Origin of the sequence: Lysinibacillus sp. UBA5990 (genome assembly GCF_002429815.1) — a bacterium.
Lineage (GTDB): Bacteria > Bacillota > Bacilli > Bacillales_A > Planococcaceae > Lysinibacillus > Lysinibacillus fusiformis.
On record NZ_DJAY01000015.1, the window covers coordinates 1,068,913 to 1,084,169 of the forward strand.

Consider the following 15,257-nt stretch of genomic DNA (forward strand, 5'->3'; position numbering starts at 1 on the left):
AGCAAAAAAGTCGGCTTCCTGAACGCACAGGAAACCGACTTTTTTTGGCTTAATTTTATCTGCTAGGAAAGAATACCGTTGCTAATTGAAAACAAAAATAATCGAAAATGTTATTTTTATAAAAAATGTTTAAGGTGGTTTTCTAATTCTTCTAATGAACGAATAGAGAATTTTTTATTTTTATAATTTATAAGGCCCTCATTTATGCACTGACTTATTGAACGATTTAAGCTCCTAATGGGTGCACAGACCTCACTTGATAAAATTTGCTTTGTAAGATAATCTAAATCACCAATTTTATAGTGATTATGTATGCTTAATAAAATACGGTCTTTAACAGTTAGTAATGATAATTTTGCTGTAGTATCTGAGCTTAATGTTAACTTGGAGGCAAGTTGTTTCACGATGTAAAAATTAAAATTAAAATCGGTTTTCATCCATTCATAAACCTTTGTTTTATGGATAGCTATCGTTTCACAATTTTGTTTTGCAATTACACCGAGTGTTTTCATTTTATCATTAAAAATTTCTATTTCCCCAAAACAACTATATGAATCATAAATATATAGCGAAAGCATCGCTCCCTCGTAGCTTTGACGATACACCTCAGCCGTACCTGTAGTTAGAATATAAAGATAATTATTTTGTTCATGTGGGTGAATAATAGGGCTGCCTTTAGTATGTCTTCTATAAATAAATTCTTTCTTAATATGCGCTGGTGCATCATTCACAATAGCTTGAAATTCCATAAGTTCACCATCTTTTTAGTTTTGGTCATTTGACCTATTTTCATTATAGAGTGAATTATATAATCAGAGCAAATAAGAATTGGAGGTCTTGTTATGAGGAAATTAATTATTGACACAGATACTGGAAGTGATGATGCGGTAGCATTAATTATGGCATTAAAATCAACTAATCTTAAAGTAGAAGCGATCACCACTGTTTGTGGGAATGTCCCAGTTGAATTAGCTACAAAAAATGCACTAATGACAATTGAGGTTGCTAATGGTCAAAAGCCACCGCTTTATGTTGGAGCAGCCAAACCACTTATGCGTGATTTAGTTACAGCTGTTAATGTTCATGGTGAAGATGGAATGGGCGATTGTCATTTAATAAATCCTACTCTTTTGCCAGAAAGCAAGCATGCCGTAGATGCGATCCTGGAATTGATTGAAAATAACCCTAGTGAAATCGAAATTGTAACAATTGGTCCCGTTACAAATATTGCCCTTGCTATATTAAAATCACCGGACACAATGAAAAAGGTAAAGCATATTTACGCAATGGGTACTTCTGGCTTTGGGCCTGGAAATACTACACCTGTTGCTGAATTTAATGTGTATGTAGATGCAGAGGCATATAGTATTATGCTCAACTCTGGAATACCTACTACCATCATTGGATTTGATGTATGTCTAGGTGAAGCAGCATTGAACAAGGATGATATGGATGTATTACTAGCGAGCGGTAAAGAAGAAGCTGTGTTCTCTGTTCAATGTAACCGTTCCTTGCTTGCGTATAATTTACAAAGAAGTAATGAACATATTGTTGATTTACCAGATGCCGTTGCAATGGGTGTTGTATTATGGGATGAAATCGTTCTGGAAGACAAATTATGTTACTGCTATGTGTGTACGACAGAAGCTGCTGCCTATGGTCAAGTAATCATAAATGACGGTAGTAAACTTGCCATTTCGGATGGATTTGCTGGACACGTGCCTAATGCAACAGTTTGTAAAACCATTGATAATCAATTATTCAAGAAACGGCTATTAGAATTATTGATAAGTTAAAATGATGGGGTGGGTAGATGAAATTTTTAAATTTCGGATCATTAAATATTGATAAGGTTTATACAATACCTCACTTTGTGAAAGAAGGAGAAACATTATCCTCGGACAGCTTTGAACAATATCCAGGTGGAAAAGGATTAAACCAATCCATAGCCCTTTCAAAATCGGGTGCTCAAGTGTTTCATGCAGGTAAAATTGGCAAAGATGGTCTGTTTCTAAAACAAAAATTAGCAGTAGAGGGAGTTAATGTTGAGGGAATAGATGAGAGCGGTTTGATAACGGGGCATGCCATTATTCAAGTGACGCCGACAGGTGAAAATTGTATTTTTCTCTATGGTGGAGCGAATAAAGAAATAACTGTCGAACAAATTGATCAAGTCTTAGAGGACTTCAATGCGGATGATTTCCTAATTCTACAAAACGAAATAAACTGTCTAGATGTTCTAATCAATGCAGCTTATATGAAGGGTTTAACCATTGCGTTAAATCCCTCTCCCATTAGTAATACAATTAAGCATTTAGACTTTTCGAAAATTGATTTTTTACTACTAAATGAGATTGAAGGCCAAGCCATTAGTGGAGAAACATCACCAAATAAAATACTCGATCACTTACTATCAAACTATAGTAATTTAAAGATTGTGTTGACCTTAGGTACAAATGGTGTCGTATATAGAGACAATATACAAGAACAAAAGCAAGAAATCTATAAAGTCAACGTGATAGACACGACCGCAGCAGGTGATACTTTCTTAGGCTATTTCCTTAGTATGATTTCTCAGAAAGCAGACATTAAATCCGCACTAAATATAGCCTCAAAAGCTGCTTCAATTGCAGTATCTAGAAAAGGCTCCTCTTCCTCTATCCCGATTTTGACAGAGGTACTCGGTAAAGAGGTCTAACTCATTAAAACATAGTAAAGGGTGTGTAGTGAAGAGCATTACACATCCTTTAGTTGTTCATCATTTCAAGACCTCAAATAGCTACTTTCCGTATTTTCTATCCTACATTTAAAAATATAGTATAGTTATGTAAAAAGCCTAACTGATCGAGGGGACTGGAATAAATGAACTTACTAGAAGTTGGAGTAAAAATAAAGCAGATGCGAAAGAAAAATAAAATGTCTCAGGATGATCTAGCTTCGCAGATCAACTTAACGAAAAGCCATATTTCAAAAATAGAAAATGGTAAAGCTACACCGAGCCTGGTGACATTGTCTAAGATTGCGGAAATATTTGATGTGCCTATGGCTTGGTTTGTTATTCAAGATCAATTTGATGGTATTTCTATTGTCTCGAAAAAAGAGCGCAATGAGACGGTTGAAACGAATCAACTCGGTTATCAATATGAGCTGTTAGCGAATAAGAGCTATATGAGCAATATCAATCCTTCAATTGTCACTGTACATAATGGGGCAGAAAATTTAGCCCTTTATACACACGATAATGATGAATTCATTTACATCATTTCTGGTAGTATCATCTTGAAATACGATAATAAGTTTTACCATTTAGAAGAAGGTGATTCTGCGTATTTTTCAGGAAAAAAAGAACATATCTTTATTAACAACTCTGCGGAAAACTCAAAAGTATTAACGATTTATGTGGAGGATTAAATCTATCTTTTAAACGTAAATATTATCGAAAATACAATTTTCTTGTTTACAATACTATTCAGACAATTTACAATTGGTGTAATGCTATTCAACTTAGTTGAATTGTATTACACTTTTTTATTTTTTGGGGGTATGGGGATGACTTCACGAATTAAAGGATTTTATTTACTTTCAGTGGAAGAGCGAATTAAGTTAATCGCTGAAAAATCAAAGTTAACAAACGAGGAAGTTGAAGCTTTAAACAGTGGAATTTCATTAGAGCTTGCAGATGCAATGGTTGAAAATGTTATTGGCCACATTTCAGTTCCTTTAGGGGTAGCTGCCAATTTTAAAGTAAATGGTAAAGAGGTATTTATTCCAATGGCTACGGAAGAGCCGTCTGTGATTGCTGCAGCTAGTAATGCTGCGCGTGCAGCATATGACTTAGGCGGAATTTTTACTTCCAGCTCAGGAACAGTTATGCGTGGACAGATTCAAGTATTAAATATTGATGACCCTCATGCAGCAAGGGCGAAAATTTTTGAACATAAAGATGAAATCATCGAACACTGTAATGCAAAAGATCCGACGTTAGTAAAGCTAGGCGGCGGAGTAAAGGATGTAGAAGTGCACTTAATTGACACAGCAAAAGAAACAATGGTTGTTGTGCATTTAATTGTAGATACGAAGGATGCGATGGGGGCAAATGCTGTCAATACGATGGCAGAATCTGTGTCGCCTTTAATCGAACGGATTACAAATGGACGAGTTGTGCTCCGAATAATTTCAAATTTGGCAGATAAGCGTATTGTTCGTGCCCGTGGTGAATTTTCGACAGAAATGCTCGGGGGAATAGATATTGCCAAAAATATTGTAAGTGCTTACGAATTTGCAGATGCTGATCCGTACCGTGCTGCTACACATAATAAAGGAGTTATGAATGGTATTACCGCCGCGGTATTAGCTTCGGGTAATGATACTCGTGCTGTTGAGGCCGGTGCTCATGCCTATGCAGCCCGTTCTGGCAGATATCGTTCTTTAACAACATGGGAGCTTAATAAAGCAGGCAATCTTGTTGGTACGTTGGAATTACCGTTAGCTGTTGGTATTGTGGGAGGGGCTACAAAGACTCATCCTGTTGCAAAAGCCGCTCTAAAAATTATGGATGTGCAATCTGCAGAGGAACTAGCCAGCTACATTGCCGCGGTAGGATTAGTAGAAAACCTAGCCAGCTTACGAGCGCTTTCCGCAGAAGGTATTCAATCTGGTCATATGCGTCTGCATGCCAAAAACTTGGCTGTAATGGCTGGGGCAACAGGCGATATTATTGATCGTGTTGTGCAGCAGGCAGTAGAAGAAAAAGATTTCCGTTATGATCGTGTTTTAGAGATTACAAATTCTCTGCGAGGTGAGTAACTTGGCGAATACTCCATATAATGAGCAAAAAAATGTTGATGAAAAAAAGTTTATCGAAATTCTAGGTGACACGGTTTCTGGTAAACAGTTAATTATTTCAATTATTTTAAGCGTTGTAGCCAGCTTTTTTGGCTATCAATTAGGCCAGTGGGTTTTTCCAAAGTTTGCAGACCCTCAAATGATTAACTCCTATTCACTATTAACCGGGATTGCAGGTATTCTGATGGTTGTCGTTATCAATACCATTTTATTTAAACCAAAGCGTATTTTAGTAGAGGATGAGACATCTAGTCATTCTTTAAAGGAGGCGTTTGAAGATTTACAAATTGATATCGACGAGGAAATACGCTTAATTGAGGAAGATCCGGTGACAAAAAAAGAGCTCGAGGAATTTGGTATTCTTTCTAGCTTACAAGGCTTGAAGGGAGCGGATAAAAAATGAGTATATATTTAATTGCTCTTCTATTTGCTCTTCTAGGTGCAGCTATCTTTACTATCATTGGACTTATCTCAGGTACAGATGAAACTGCGATTATGGTACCGATTACATTGCTAGTTATTTTACTGGGAGCGCCTCCTGAAGGTGTATTCGCATTTTTCATGGCGGGGGTGTTAGCTAAGCATTTAACACACGCTGTACCAACTGCGTTATTAGGTATTCCTGGTGACACAACGGCTGTACCGTTAATCGATCATGCAAATACATTACGCCGTTTAGGCATGCCGCACGTTGCACTACGTAAAATGATTTCAGGCGGTGTCATCGGTGCATTTATCGCTTTACCAACTGCCGTACTATTAGGTCAGTTTTTAGGTCAATTTGCCGATTTCTTTAAATCTTCGTCAGGCATTATTTTTACACTTGCCGCTATTTTAATCGCGTTCTTTTCAAAAGGGAAATGGGCAAGTCTTTTAATCATTATTCCATTTGCATTTTTCATTAAGGCTTTAGATAGCGTTAGCTTTGCAATGCTTGATAAACATTTAAGTATTACATTCTTTTTAGGAATTGCCATTGGGCCAATGTTTTGTAATATTTTAATGGCAGCATCTCCTGTTGCTAAAAATGATTTAACGCGCAGTAAGCAAAATCAATATAATCTTGCACCTGAAACGAAATCGTGGAAAGGATATTTTCCAAATCCATTTAAAATTTTATCGAAAAGGCAGACGATTTTCACGAGCATTACGACGTTTCTTTCATCCTTAACATTTGTATTTAGTCCTGTAGGGATGACTTCTTTAATGGGAGAAATTGTAGGCTCTCGCACAAAAGGTGCCTATAAAAAATCAACAACGAGTCTTACTGTCATGAATGGTGTAACGGAATCGACATATATTGCTGAAGCTATTATTCCATTAATTGCATTCGGTATTCCGTTAAGCCCAGTAGCACTTGGACCAGCCTCTCCTTTATTTAATGCACCACCGATTTTTACTGTGGATCCGGTAAACAACCTACACACGTTAATGTCTTCATGGGATTTTTTCATTTTTGGATTAATCGGTATTAGTGTGGCCGCTTTAATTGCTTATCCGTTTGCGATGAATTATGCACGTAAAGCGTCCGTATTAGTATTAAAATATATTAGTCAGGAAGCAATCGTAGCTATGTTCATCGGATTAGCGTTTTTGCTTGCCTATAACGAGGCACAATTGTTAGGGGTAGTTCTAACATTTACAGTCGCAACGGTAGGTGGTTTATTAAATCGGATTTTAGGTGTAGGGGCCGGTGTACAATTCATGGTATTCTACGCATCAAGCTGGATTATGCTACAGCTGTTCGGCATTTAATTAAAGGAAGTGTATCTTTATGACTTTACCAAAACAAGTGGAAATAAGAGAAGTTGGTCCGCGTGACGGCTTACAAAATGAGAAATTATTTATTCCAACTGATTTGAAAGTGCAATGGATTAACTTAATAAGTGAAACAGGCGTCCGCCATATTGAAGTATCCTCTTTCGTTAGCCCAAAATGGATACCAGCTTTGGCCGATCATCATGAAGTGTTCGAGCAAATTACACGTAATGAAAAAATTACGTATGCAGCGCTTGTCCCTAACTTAAAAGGGGTAGAAGGGGCCATTCAACAAAAAGTTGATGAAATTGCTTTATTTATTTCTGCCTCTGAAAAGCATAATCAAAGTAATTTGAATGCTTCCATCGACCAGTCTTTGCATCACCTAAAGGCTGTAGCTGAAGCAGCTAATCGTGAAGGTATATCCTTAAGAGGCTATATTTCAACCGTATTTGGCAGCCCGTTTGGTGACGAGGTGAAAATTCAAAGAGTCAAGAAAATAATTGATGCCTATATAGAAATGGGCGTTTCAGAAATTTCACTGGGCGATACAATCGGTGTAGCAGACCCTGTACAAGTGAAGGCTATTTTATCAGAGCTGCTCGCTCAATACGACAGTAATCTGTTTGCCCTTCATTTTCATGATACGTATGGCCGTGCTTTAGCCAATATATTTACAGCTCTTGAACTCGGGATCACAAAATACGACAGTGCTATTGGTGGCTTGGGTGGCTGCCCTTATGCCCCTGGTGCAAGCGGCAATGTATCAACCAATGATTTAGTGAATTTCCTGCATCGTTTAGGCGTTCAAACAAATATGGATGAAGAAAAATTGTTTACCGCAACGCGATTTTTACAGCAGACAATGAACAGGCAGCCTGATAGTAAAGTTTATAAAGTGCAAAGTAAATAGGATGTGGGATTCGACCTGAGCCCCCAATTGTTAGATACACTCTAATAGTTGGGGGTGCAGTTTTTTTAAGAAGAATCTATTGTTAGGTAAAATTAGAACCTGTTCTAGTTAAAGAGAAATCGGGAAATCGATCGATCGGTAAATGAAATGAAAAATACGAACATAACGACATAGAAGCTATTTTGAAATCATATATACAGACAATCATTTTAAACTAAACATGCTAAATTTTGATATTGCACATGGTACGTCCTTAATGGGAATTTCAGCGATTTTTTATCGTTTTATTTACATCACCACATTACATTGTTGACGTTGACTTGTTTGCTTAATCGTTGTGAGTTTTAAGCGTTTTGGTAGCATCCGTAAATCATATACCATATATTTTTTGAGCTACAGACATTGATTCATGACCTTTGATTTGCAGGTTTAGTCTGTCATAAAGCACTTTAGTATACGGCAATTAGAAGGGCCTTACAGTACAATGTAAGGTTTTTTTTAATCTACTATTGTTTTCAAAGGAATTTAAAAGTTGATTATGAGATGTGTAGTGGATATTAAAAAAAGTATGAAAAAAACAAATGTTAATACTGAACTATTAACATTTGTCAGTATTTTAATTTGAAATTCCTTTTTATAATTGAATAGATATTTAGTGAAAATCATCTGAATACGGTGGATGTAATGAGATTAAAGAAATCACCAAGCGAAAAATGTGGTTGAAGCAACAAAAGGCGATATAAATTGAACTATTACCGTAGTTATTTTAGTTAAGGAGAAAGGAAGTATGTATGATGAAAAAGAAAATAGCTTCGATTGTAAGTTTACTGCCTTTGATAGTTAGTATGGGATTAATCTTTATTTTTAGTAACAAAGATATAGCTTTTGCAAATATGGTTTCTACACCAATTTATGCATCTGAGGATACAACAATGATTTACGAGGGTATTAATGCTGGGTTAGTTTATGAGGATGGGAATTTAGGATATCTTGATGTAGGTTATCAGGGAGTGTATGGTATGCCTCTAGAAGTTCAAGTATTACTTAAGTTTCAGTTGCCACCCATTCCTGTAGGATACAAGGTTGAAACTGCAAATCTTTATATTCCTGTAACAGGTGGTACTTTTCAAGGAACAACTAACTTTTATCTAAAAGTGTCTACAAGCACAAATCATAACTGGACTCAAGATGCTGTGATGATGTCGTCACCACCAGCCCCTACTTCAGGATCTATACAAACAAGATTGCTAGCCCATAATGTCCCCATACTCAAACCTACGCTAGCCCCATTTAATTTTACTAACTATATATCAGAGGAGTTCACGAAAGCTGATCCTAGAGCAACCTTTATTCTTTCAGGAATGACTGCTCAAGAAGCAGCTCAAGCAGGGATACCATATTCTGAACATTATATACAGATGACTGAAAATCATGCACATGACGGCAGACAGGGTCCATATTTAATTATTACGTATTCTGAAATTACTAACATTGAAATAACGGGTGTTGTAGATGGCGGTTTATATAACACGAATGTAACACCGCAATTTAATGTCGGAACAGCAACGTTAAATGGATATCCATTTACAAGTGGAACACTAGTTACTGCTGAAGGCTCGTATACACTAACCGTTACAGCAGGCAGCCTATCAGAAACGATCCAATTCCAAATAGATAAAACTCCACCGACAGGAACGGTAATTGTGAATCAAGGCAACCAATATACGAATAGCATAGATGTATCTGTTTCAATAACGCCAGCTGTGGGTGTAAATGATGTTACACATATTCGATATTCAGTTAATGGACACCCATTTACATTGATACCTTATGTACCAAGCTTTATGCTAAGTATAGGAGCTGTTAACGAAGATAAAATATTGACATTTAAGCTTGTTGACGCTGCGGGAAATGAATCACCAGAATATCAAAAAACCATAACTCTAGATACTGTAGCGCCTTCAGGTATCGTAGTTATTAATAATGGCAACACGCATACAATGAATCGTGAAGTAACGCTTAATTTAACCTTAGGGAATGGCGTCACAGATGTGGTAGGAGTGCAATATTCAAGTAATAATAGTAATTGGACACTTGACGAAGCCTTCAGCTCCACTAAGAGCTATACGTTACCAGCTGGTGACGGAAATAAAACGGTATATGTTCGGTTAATTGATCGAGCAGGCAATATTACCGTCATTCAAGACAGTATTGTATTGGATACAACTGCTCCAATCGTCAGCGGAGTAGTAAATGGAGCTAGCTACAATACGGAAAGAACAATTACCTTTAACGAAGGAACAGCAACATTAAATGGTCATCTGTTTGTAAGTGGTACCTCTGTGGATACAGAAGGCTCTTATATGCTCGTTGTTACAGATGCAGCGGGCAACTCAACTACCATGACATTCAGCATCGTTAAAACAGCTCCAATTAAATATACAGTAATATATGATGGAAACAGAGCTACTGGAGGACAAGTACCAGTCAATAGTCAAACTTATGAGAATGGACATAGTGTTACAGTAGCTGGTAATACTGGCAATCTAGTGAAAACTGGATTTACGTTTAATGGTTGGAATACAAAAGCAGATGGCAGTGGGATAAATTATGTGGTGAATACCAAGTTTACTATTAACGCCTCGGATGTCACATTGTATGCCTTGTGGAAGGTTAATCGTTATACATTGTCATTTGAATCAAATGGAGGCAGTGTTGTAGCGGAACAGAATATATCATACAACGGAACAACAACAGAACCAATTGCACCAACAAAACTAGGTTATACATTTGGGGGCTGGTTTAAAGAGGCTACTCTTAATAATTTATGGGATTTTACAAAAGATACGGTAATAGGGAATACAACGCTATATGCGAAGTGGATTGAAATGAATTCATCAGGAGGCAGTGGAGGCCATATTCCAACACCAGAAACAAATCCTAACCCTATTCCTAAACCAACACCAGAGATTCCAGTAAAGCCAGAAATACCAACAGAACCAGTAATCCCTGTTCAGCCAATACCAACTATTACGTTTAGTGATATTTCAACACACTGGGCGAAGGAAATGATTGAATACATGGCACCACGTGGCATTATCAATGGTTATCCAGACGGTACATTTCGTCCAGATGATTCCATACAACGTCAGCATGTTGCAATCATTTTCACTCGTGCATTTGAGTTAGTACCTATACGTGAGGCAATACCATTTAATGATGTTGGACCAAGCCATCCGTACTATAAGGAAATTATGAAATTACAGCAGGCAAAAATTATCGATGGATCAAATGGATCCTTCCATCCTAGTGAATCATTAACACGAGCTCAAATGGCAAAAATAATAGTACTTGCCTTTGGATTGACACCAGAAGGAACAAGTCATTTCGAAGATGTTTCTACTACACATTGGGCTCATGATTATATTGCTACACTCGAAGATCATGGTGTTGCATTAGGGGATAATGGGAGTTTTAGACCGAATGAACCAGTAACACGTGCACAGTTCGTTGCTTTCTTATACAGGGCGCTTCATTTGTGACTATTTCTTTATGCTTTACATTCTGTCTTTTCATTTTCATGAGTTTACTAAAAAACTTTTCTTTCGGGGGCTTATACAATAGACTAACTATTTTTTCCATTTATACTCATGCTACTATTTATCGTATGTTTTGGATTAAAAAAAGGAAAATCAGCAATTAAAAAAGAGCAGTAGCACACAGTGTGAACTGAACCCCCGCAGGTTAGACAAAACAAAAAAGCATCTTCAATTTAGGGTAATGTATCCTAATCTATTGAAGATGCTTATTTTTATGGGAGTGAGTTATCCGTAAGTGTCACTTTAATCGATAAATTGCAGCTGATTGAAGGCGTTATTCTGCACTCCAAGTACGCCTTTTCTATAATAAAGGAATTAGGTTCTAATAGTTTTGTACGTGATATAAATTATGACGTTCACTCTGAAATTTTAACAATCAATGGTAAGTTTTTCAATTAATAATTAATTGTATTTTTATAAAATTTCTTTATTATTGATAGTTTAAGATACTAAAATCGAATTTTTATAGTTTAAAAAATTGTAATTTTTAATGAATATAGATGAAGAATTATACTTAAATTAACTAGACGGAATAGTCTAATTCATGGAAATGAGTTAAATTCTAATGATAAATACTGTAAAATTTATTTATTACTAATTTAGTAAAATAAACTTATAGGATAGATAGTAAATTCCAAATAGAGGTGGGTTTATATGCCTAAAATTGACAATATGTTAGCAATTCTATGGATGCTTAGTTCAGGTGAAAAAATTACTGCAAAACAAATTGCAGAAAAGTTAGAGATGAATATAAGGACTGTTTATCGTTATATTGATACACTTTCAACAAGTGGTGTACCTATAATTTCAGATACAGGGCATAACGGAGGATATACTTTATTAAATAATTTTATTGAAGCTCCTCTTTTTTTTGATTTTGAGGAGCAAACTTCACTATTTCACGCTGCTGTTTTTGCAGAAGAAGCCGGATATTATGGAGGTGAAGCACTAAGTAGGGCCATTTCAAAGCTAAGTAATTACTCAAATCAAGAACAGCAAACAAAGATAAATCAACATTTAACTAGTCTTGAAGTAATAAGTCGATTAAGTTCACTCTCTATGGAACCTTTTTTGAAGGAGTTGGAGCAGGCCGTAGCTGACGGGTACTCAGTAAAAATTCTTTACCATAAAAGTGGCGAAAAGCAATTAAATTATAGATTGGTCGATCCGTACAGAATTATCTATTGGAATAATAAGTGGTATGTGATTGGATTTTGTCATCTTAGGAATGATATCCGTAGTTTTAGAGTAGATCGAATTGAAAGTCTAATGCTAACCGAAAATAAGTTTAACCGGCCAGGGAATTTTTCAGCACGTGACTTTTTTATGAAAAACCTCCTCCCAACTATAGAAGATAAGGAAGGGATTACTTCTTTAGTTATTAATGGGAATACAGGGACGTTGGGAGATATTTGCCAGCATTGGTTTTTAGGACATTATTTACAAGAACGCACTTCAAATCAAGCAATATTTATTCTTGAAAAGGATATCATACATACATATGTACCTTATTTACTTTTACCGTATGGTAAAGCTATTCAAGTTATTGAGCCAATAAGTCTAAAGAAAAGACTTATTGAAGTTCTGTCGGAATTAATACAATTTCATGAAGTATGATAACTTCACTGACGTTAGCTGTCAGTGAAGTTATCTTATAATAGGCTATATTAATTGAGATTGGAGTGTTATTGAATGCAAACAAAAAAAGTGTATCTTTATGTATTTAATACAATGTCAGACTGGGAATATGGGTATTTGATTGCTGAATTAAACTCTGGAAGATATTTCAAAAGAGATTTAGCCCCATTAAGAGTAGTTACAGTAGGAGCTAATAAAGAAATGATTACTACAATGGGAGGACTGAGTATACAACCAGATATTTCTCTTGATGAATGTACGCTTGAGAGTAAAGATCTTTTAGTCTTACCTGGTGGGACTACTTGGAGAGAAGATATTCATCAACCTATCTTAAAAAAAATTGGCGAAGCTTTAAACCTTGGAACTATTGTTGCTGCAATTTGTGGTGCAACTGAGGCCCTTGCGAATATGGGATACTTAGATTCTAGAAAACACACAAGCAATGACTTAGAGTATATTAAAATGGTCTGTCCTAATTATAAAGGAGAAAAATTTTATGAGATGGGACCTGCGGTATCAGGTGAGAATTTGATTACCGCATCAGGGATAGCACCTCTGGAATTTACAATGGAAGTACTGAAAAAGTTAGATGTATTTACTCCCGACACATTACATTCATGGTATAATCTAAATAAGACTCATAAACCCGAATACTTCTTCCAGTTAATGAATTCAATAAATAGCTGAGCTAAAAAATCAACTTAGCAGTTTTATATTCGTTCAAATAAAAATAATGAAGTAACTGAAAAGCTCACTTTCTCTATTTGTTTTGCAGAGAAGTTGGGCTTTTTAATTTGGAATTTCCTTACCGTTGTAAATCCGCATTTTCCTGAAGCTACCCCTTTAGGAAAGTGTGGTTTATTTTAACCTCAGGCCCATAAGATATTTCATAGGTCATTCGATCCTGCCCTACTAATGTGGGGTACAACCAGTCTCTGCAAGTGCAATTGCTGCGGAACGCCTGAACGCAGAAATTCCAAGAGAGTTAACAGAAGTGAAATCTATCTTTTGAATGAAGATTAATTTTATTTTAGGCAAGTTTATAATTAAAAAAGTGTCACTTTAGGTGTTGTTTTGCATTTAAATATAAAAAAGCTATCCAAAGGGGACAGCTTTTTTATATTTAATTCCGATAACTAAACTATCTTGTGCTGCTTCAACAACTAGTATTAAGATGATTAATTTCAAGTATTCTTTTAATCTGAGAAGTCTAAAGCTTCCTCCTGTAATCTTAATAATACTGGTAATTGCCTCGTAATCAGAAATATTTTCAAGCTTTATAGAAATTCCTAACAGTGAGACAAGTAGTTATTTCCTTGTATTATTTGTGGTAAGTGATGTACGAGTCCAATAGCCTATGCAGATGCATACTCTATTCTTGCCACACGCTCATAGGGTCCCATGGCTTGATTCGATCGCCATATTTCTCGAATAAAAAAGCTTTCATGTCTTCCAGTTTTGTAGGAACCTCATTCCAATTTGGAAGAGATGGCAACCCGCGTTTGCTTTTTAAGAGAATGTCCACCGTAACATACAAACGTTCTGGCTGAATCCAATGAAGGAAGCGAGAAATGTCGATTTCCTTAGTCAGGGACAAGGAATCAATATCGTCATTGTAATGCTTGTTGAACTCGCTTATCAAGTTCAAGAGGTAGTCTCTCTGTTCCTTCACGAAGTCCAGGCCGCATATGGCGCCATGTCCTGGAATAACGATTTCAGGTTTAATGTCATCAATAATGCGATCAAGTACTTTAATCCAGTTAAGGGTTCCTTCTTCACTGTACGCCGTACAACCGTTAAACACGACATCGCCGGCGAACAGCACTTTTTCTTTTGGCATCCACAACAGCAAGTCACTGTCAGAGTGGGCCGGAGCTACATTGTAAATCATAACTTCTGTATCGCCAAGCCGTATGTTGATATCATCTTTTATCTCAATATTCGGGTGCACCCATTCTACGCCCTCCAGGTTGAATCCTTCAAATTCCGCCGCAAAAAACTGCTCTCCCTGAGTCGATTCCGGAGAATTCTTCCCTCTTTTGATGACGCTATCCATCCAGGCGATATTTTCAGTAAGACGCTCTCTGGCCGCTGCCTTGTGCATAATAATGCAGGCTTCTTCAAACACTTTGTTCCCCCAGGTATGGTCGCTGTTATAGTGCGAGTTCACTACATAGGCGGGAGAGCCGCCATTGCTTGCTTCCTTAAAAGCATCTCGCATTTCTTGCGCATGGAACAGATCAAAGAACGTGTCATACACCAGACCTTCACCTTTATTGATAAACCCAGCATTGGCCCAACTGATGCCACGATACGGCGAAATACCTGCAAAGACGCCATCTGCGACTTCAAAAAATTTAACCCGAGGTTTTTGAATAATACTTCTATACTGCATAACAATTCTCCTTTGCATATATGTTTTTTGGGGTTAGTCACAAGGACTATATCTTTATTATAGAGAATGGAAAATAAAAAGCAAGCGAGTACTTGCGTGCATTTATGCT

12 protein-coding genes and 1 pseudogene are annotated in these 15,257 nt (G+C 36.5%); 10 read left to right on the top strand and 3 right to left on the bottom strand.

The features are described 5' to 3' along the window. Positions 1–116: 116 nt before the first annotated feature. Entirely contained in the window at positions 117–749 is a 633-nt protein-coding gene (locus B3D94_RS17905; protein WP_069481131.1) for a Crp/Fnr family transcriptional regulator, read from the bottom strand. A gap of 93 nt (positions 750–842) precedes the next feature. Here B3D94_RS17905 and B3D94_RS17910 point away from each other — a divergent pair, with 93 nt between their 5' ends. The 10 genes from B3D94_RS17910 to B3D94_RS17955 all read left to right on the top strand — a co-directional run bounded on the left by B3D94_RS17910 (position 843) and on the right by B3D94_RS17955 (position 13,440). After that, positions 843–1,796, top strand: coding sequence for a nucleoside hydrolase (locus tag B3D94_RS17910; RefSeq protein ID WP_069481132.1), 954 nt, complete (start codon positions 843–845; stop codon positions 1,794–1,796). Positions 1,797–1,813: 17 nt separating this feature from the next. Next, complete coding sequence (locus tag B3D94_RS17915) at positions 1,814–2,698, top strand: ribokinase (RefSeq protein ID WP_291758871.1); 885 nt, start codon at positions 1,814–1,816, stop codon at positions 2,696–2,698. Positions 2,699–2,862: 164 nt separating this feature from the next. Continuing rightward, positions 2,863–3,411 (top strand): helix-turn-helix domain-containing protein, encoded by a 549-nt coding sequence (locus tag B3D94_RS17920; protein WP_069481134.1) that lies wholly within the window; start codon positions 2,863–2,865, stop codon positions 3,409–3,411. Between the two features lie 138 nt (positions 3,412–3,549). Then, entirely contained in the window at positions 3,550–4,806 is a 1,257-nt protein-coding gene (locus tag B3D94_RS17925; RefSeq protein WP_069481135.1) for a hydroxymethylglutaryl-CoA reductase, degradative, read from the top strand. After that, positions 4,799–5,248 (top strand): hypothetical protein, encoded by a 450-nt coding sequence (locus tag B3D94_RS17930; RefSeq protein WP_254664262.1) that lies wholly within the window; start codon positions 4,799–4,801, stop codon positions 5,246–5,248. The genes B3D94_RS17925 and B3D94_RS17930 overlap by 8 nt, the downstream gene beginning before the upstream one ends. Continuing rightward, positions 5,245–6,600, top strand: coding sequence for a tripartite tricarboxylate transporter permease (locus B3D94_RS17935; protein WP_069481137.1), 1,356 nt, complete (start codon positions 5,245–5,247; stop codon positions 6,598–6,600). Before B3D94_RS17930 ends, B3D94_RS17935 begins: the two co-directional genes overlap by 4 nt. Before the next feature lie 19 nt (positions 6,601–6,619). After that, complete coding sequence (locus B3D94_RS17940) at positions 6,620–7,516, top strand: hydroxymethylglutaryl-CoA lyase (protein ID WP_291758877.1); 897 nt, start codon at positions 6,620–6,622, stop codon at positions 7,514–7,516. Positions 7,517–8,307: 791 nt separating this feature from the next. Beyond that, entirely contained in the window at positions 8,308–11,058 is a 2,751-nt protein-coding gene (locus tag B3D94_RS17945) for an S-layer homology domain-containing protein (RefSeq protein ID WP_291758880.1), read from the top strand. 711 nt (positions 11,059–11,769) lie between these two features. Further along, the gene (locus B3D94_RS17950; RefSeq protein WP_291758883.1) at positions 11,770–12,732 is read left to right on the top strand and encodes a helix-turn-helix transcriptional regulator; all 963 of its coding nucleotides are present in this window, start codon (positions 11,770–11,772) and stop codon (positions 12,730–12,732) included. Positions 12,733–12,807: 75 nt separating this feature from the next. Next, positions 12,808–13,440 carry a type 1 glutamine amidotransferase family protein gene (locus B3D94_RS17955; protein ID WP_291758885.1) on the top strand — a complete coding sequence of 211 codons (633 nt, stop codon included), beginning with the start codon at positions 12,808–12,810 and terminating at the stop codon, positions 13,438–13,440. 408 nt (positions 13,441–13,848) lie between these two features. Here B3D94_RS17955 and B3D94_RS23055 read toward each other — a convergent pair. After that, positions 13,849–14,046 (bottom strand): annotated as a pseudogene (locus tag B3D94_RS23055) (hypothetical protein); the annotation flags it as partial. Between the two features lie 79 nt (positions 14,047–14,125). Next, positions 14,126–15,148 carry an MBL fold metallo-hydrolase gene (locus B3D94_RS17960; protein WP_291758888.1) on the bottom strand — a complete coding sequence of 341 codons (1,023 nt, stop codon included), beginning with the start codon at positions 15,146–15,148 and terminating at the stop codon, positions 14,126–14,128. Between the last annotated feature and the right edge of the window lie 109 nt (positions 15,149–15,257).

Excerpts from the sequence above, each read along its gene's own strand:
- B3D94_RS17945 (WP_291758880.1), top strand. The coding sequence starts at position 8,308 with ATGATGAAAAAGAAAATAGCTTCGATTGTAAGTTTACTGCCTTTGATA.
- B3D94_RS17925 (WP_069481135.1), top strand. The coding sequence starts at position 3,550 with ATGACTTCACGAATTAAAGGATTTTATTTACTTTCAGTGGAAGAGCGA.
- B3D94_RS17915 (WP_291758871.1), top strand. The coding sequence starts at position 1,814 with ATGAAATTTTTAAATTTCGGATCATTAAATATTGATAAGGTTTATACA.
- B3D94_RS17905 (WP_069481131.1), bottom strand. The coding sequence starts at position 749 with ATGGAATTTCAAGCTATTGTGAATGATGCACCAGCGCATATTAAGAAA.
- B3D94_RS17920 (WP_069481134.1), top strand. The coding sequence starts at position 2,863 with ATGAACTTACTAGAAGTTGGAGTAAAAATAAAGCAGATGCGAAAGAAA.
- B3D94_RS17950 (WP_291758883.1), top strand. The coding sequence starts at position 11,770 with ATGCCTAAAATTGACAATATGTTAGCAATTCTATGGATGCTTAGTTCA.
- B3D94_RS17960 (WP_291758888.1), bottom strand. The coding sequence starts at position 15,148 with ATGCAGTATAGAAGTATTATTCAAAAACCTCGGGTTAAATTTTTTGAA.
- B3D94_RS17955 (WP_291758885.1), top strand. The coding sequence starts at position 12,808 with ATGCAAACAAAAAAAGTGTATCTTTATGTATTTAATACAATGTCAGAC.
- B3D94_RS17940 (WP_291758877.1), top strand. The coding sequence starts at position 6,620 with ATGACTTTACCAAAACAAGTGGAAATAAGAGAAGTTGGTCCGCGTGAC.
- B3D94_RS17935 (WP_069481137.1), top strand. The coding sequence starts at position 5,245 with ATGAGTATATATTTAATTGCTCTTCTATTTGCTCTTCTAGGTGCAGCT.
- B3D94_RS17910 (WP_069481132.1), top strand. The coding sequence starts at position 843 with ATGAGGAAATTAATTATTGACACAGATACTGGAAGTGATGATGCGGTA.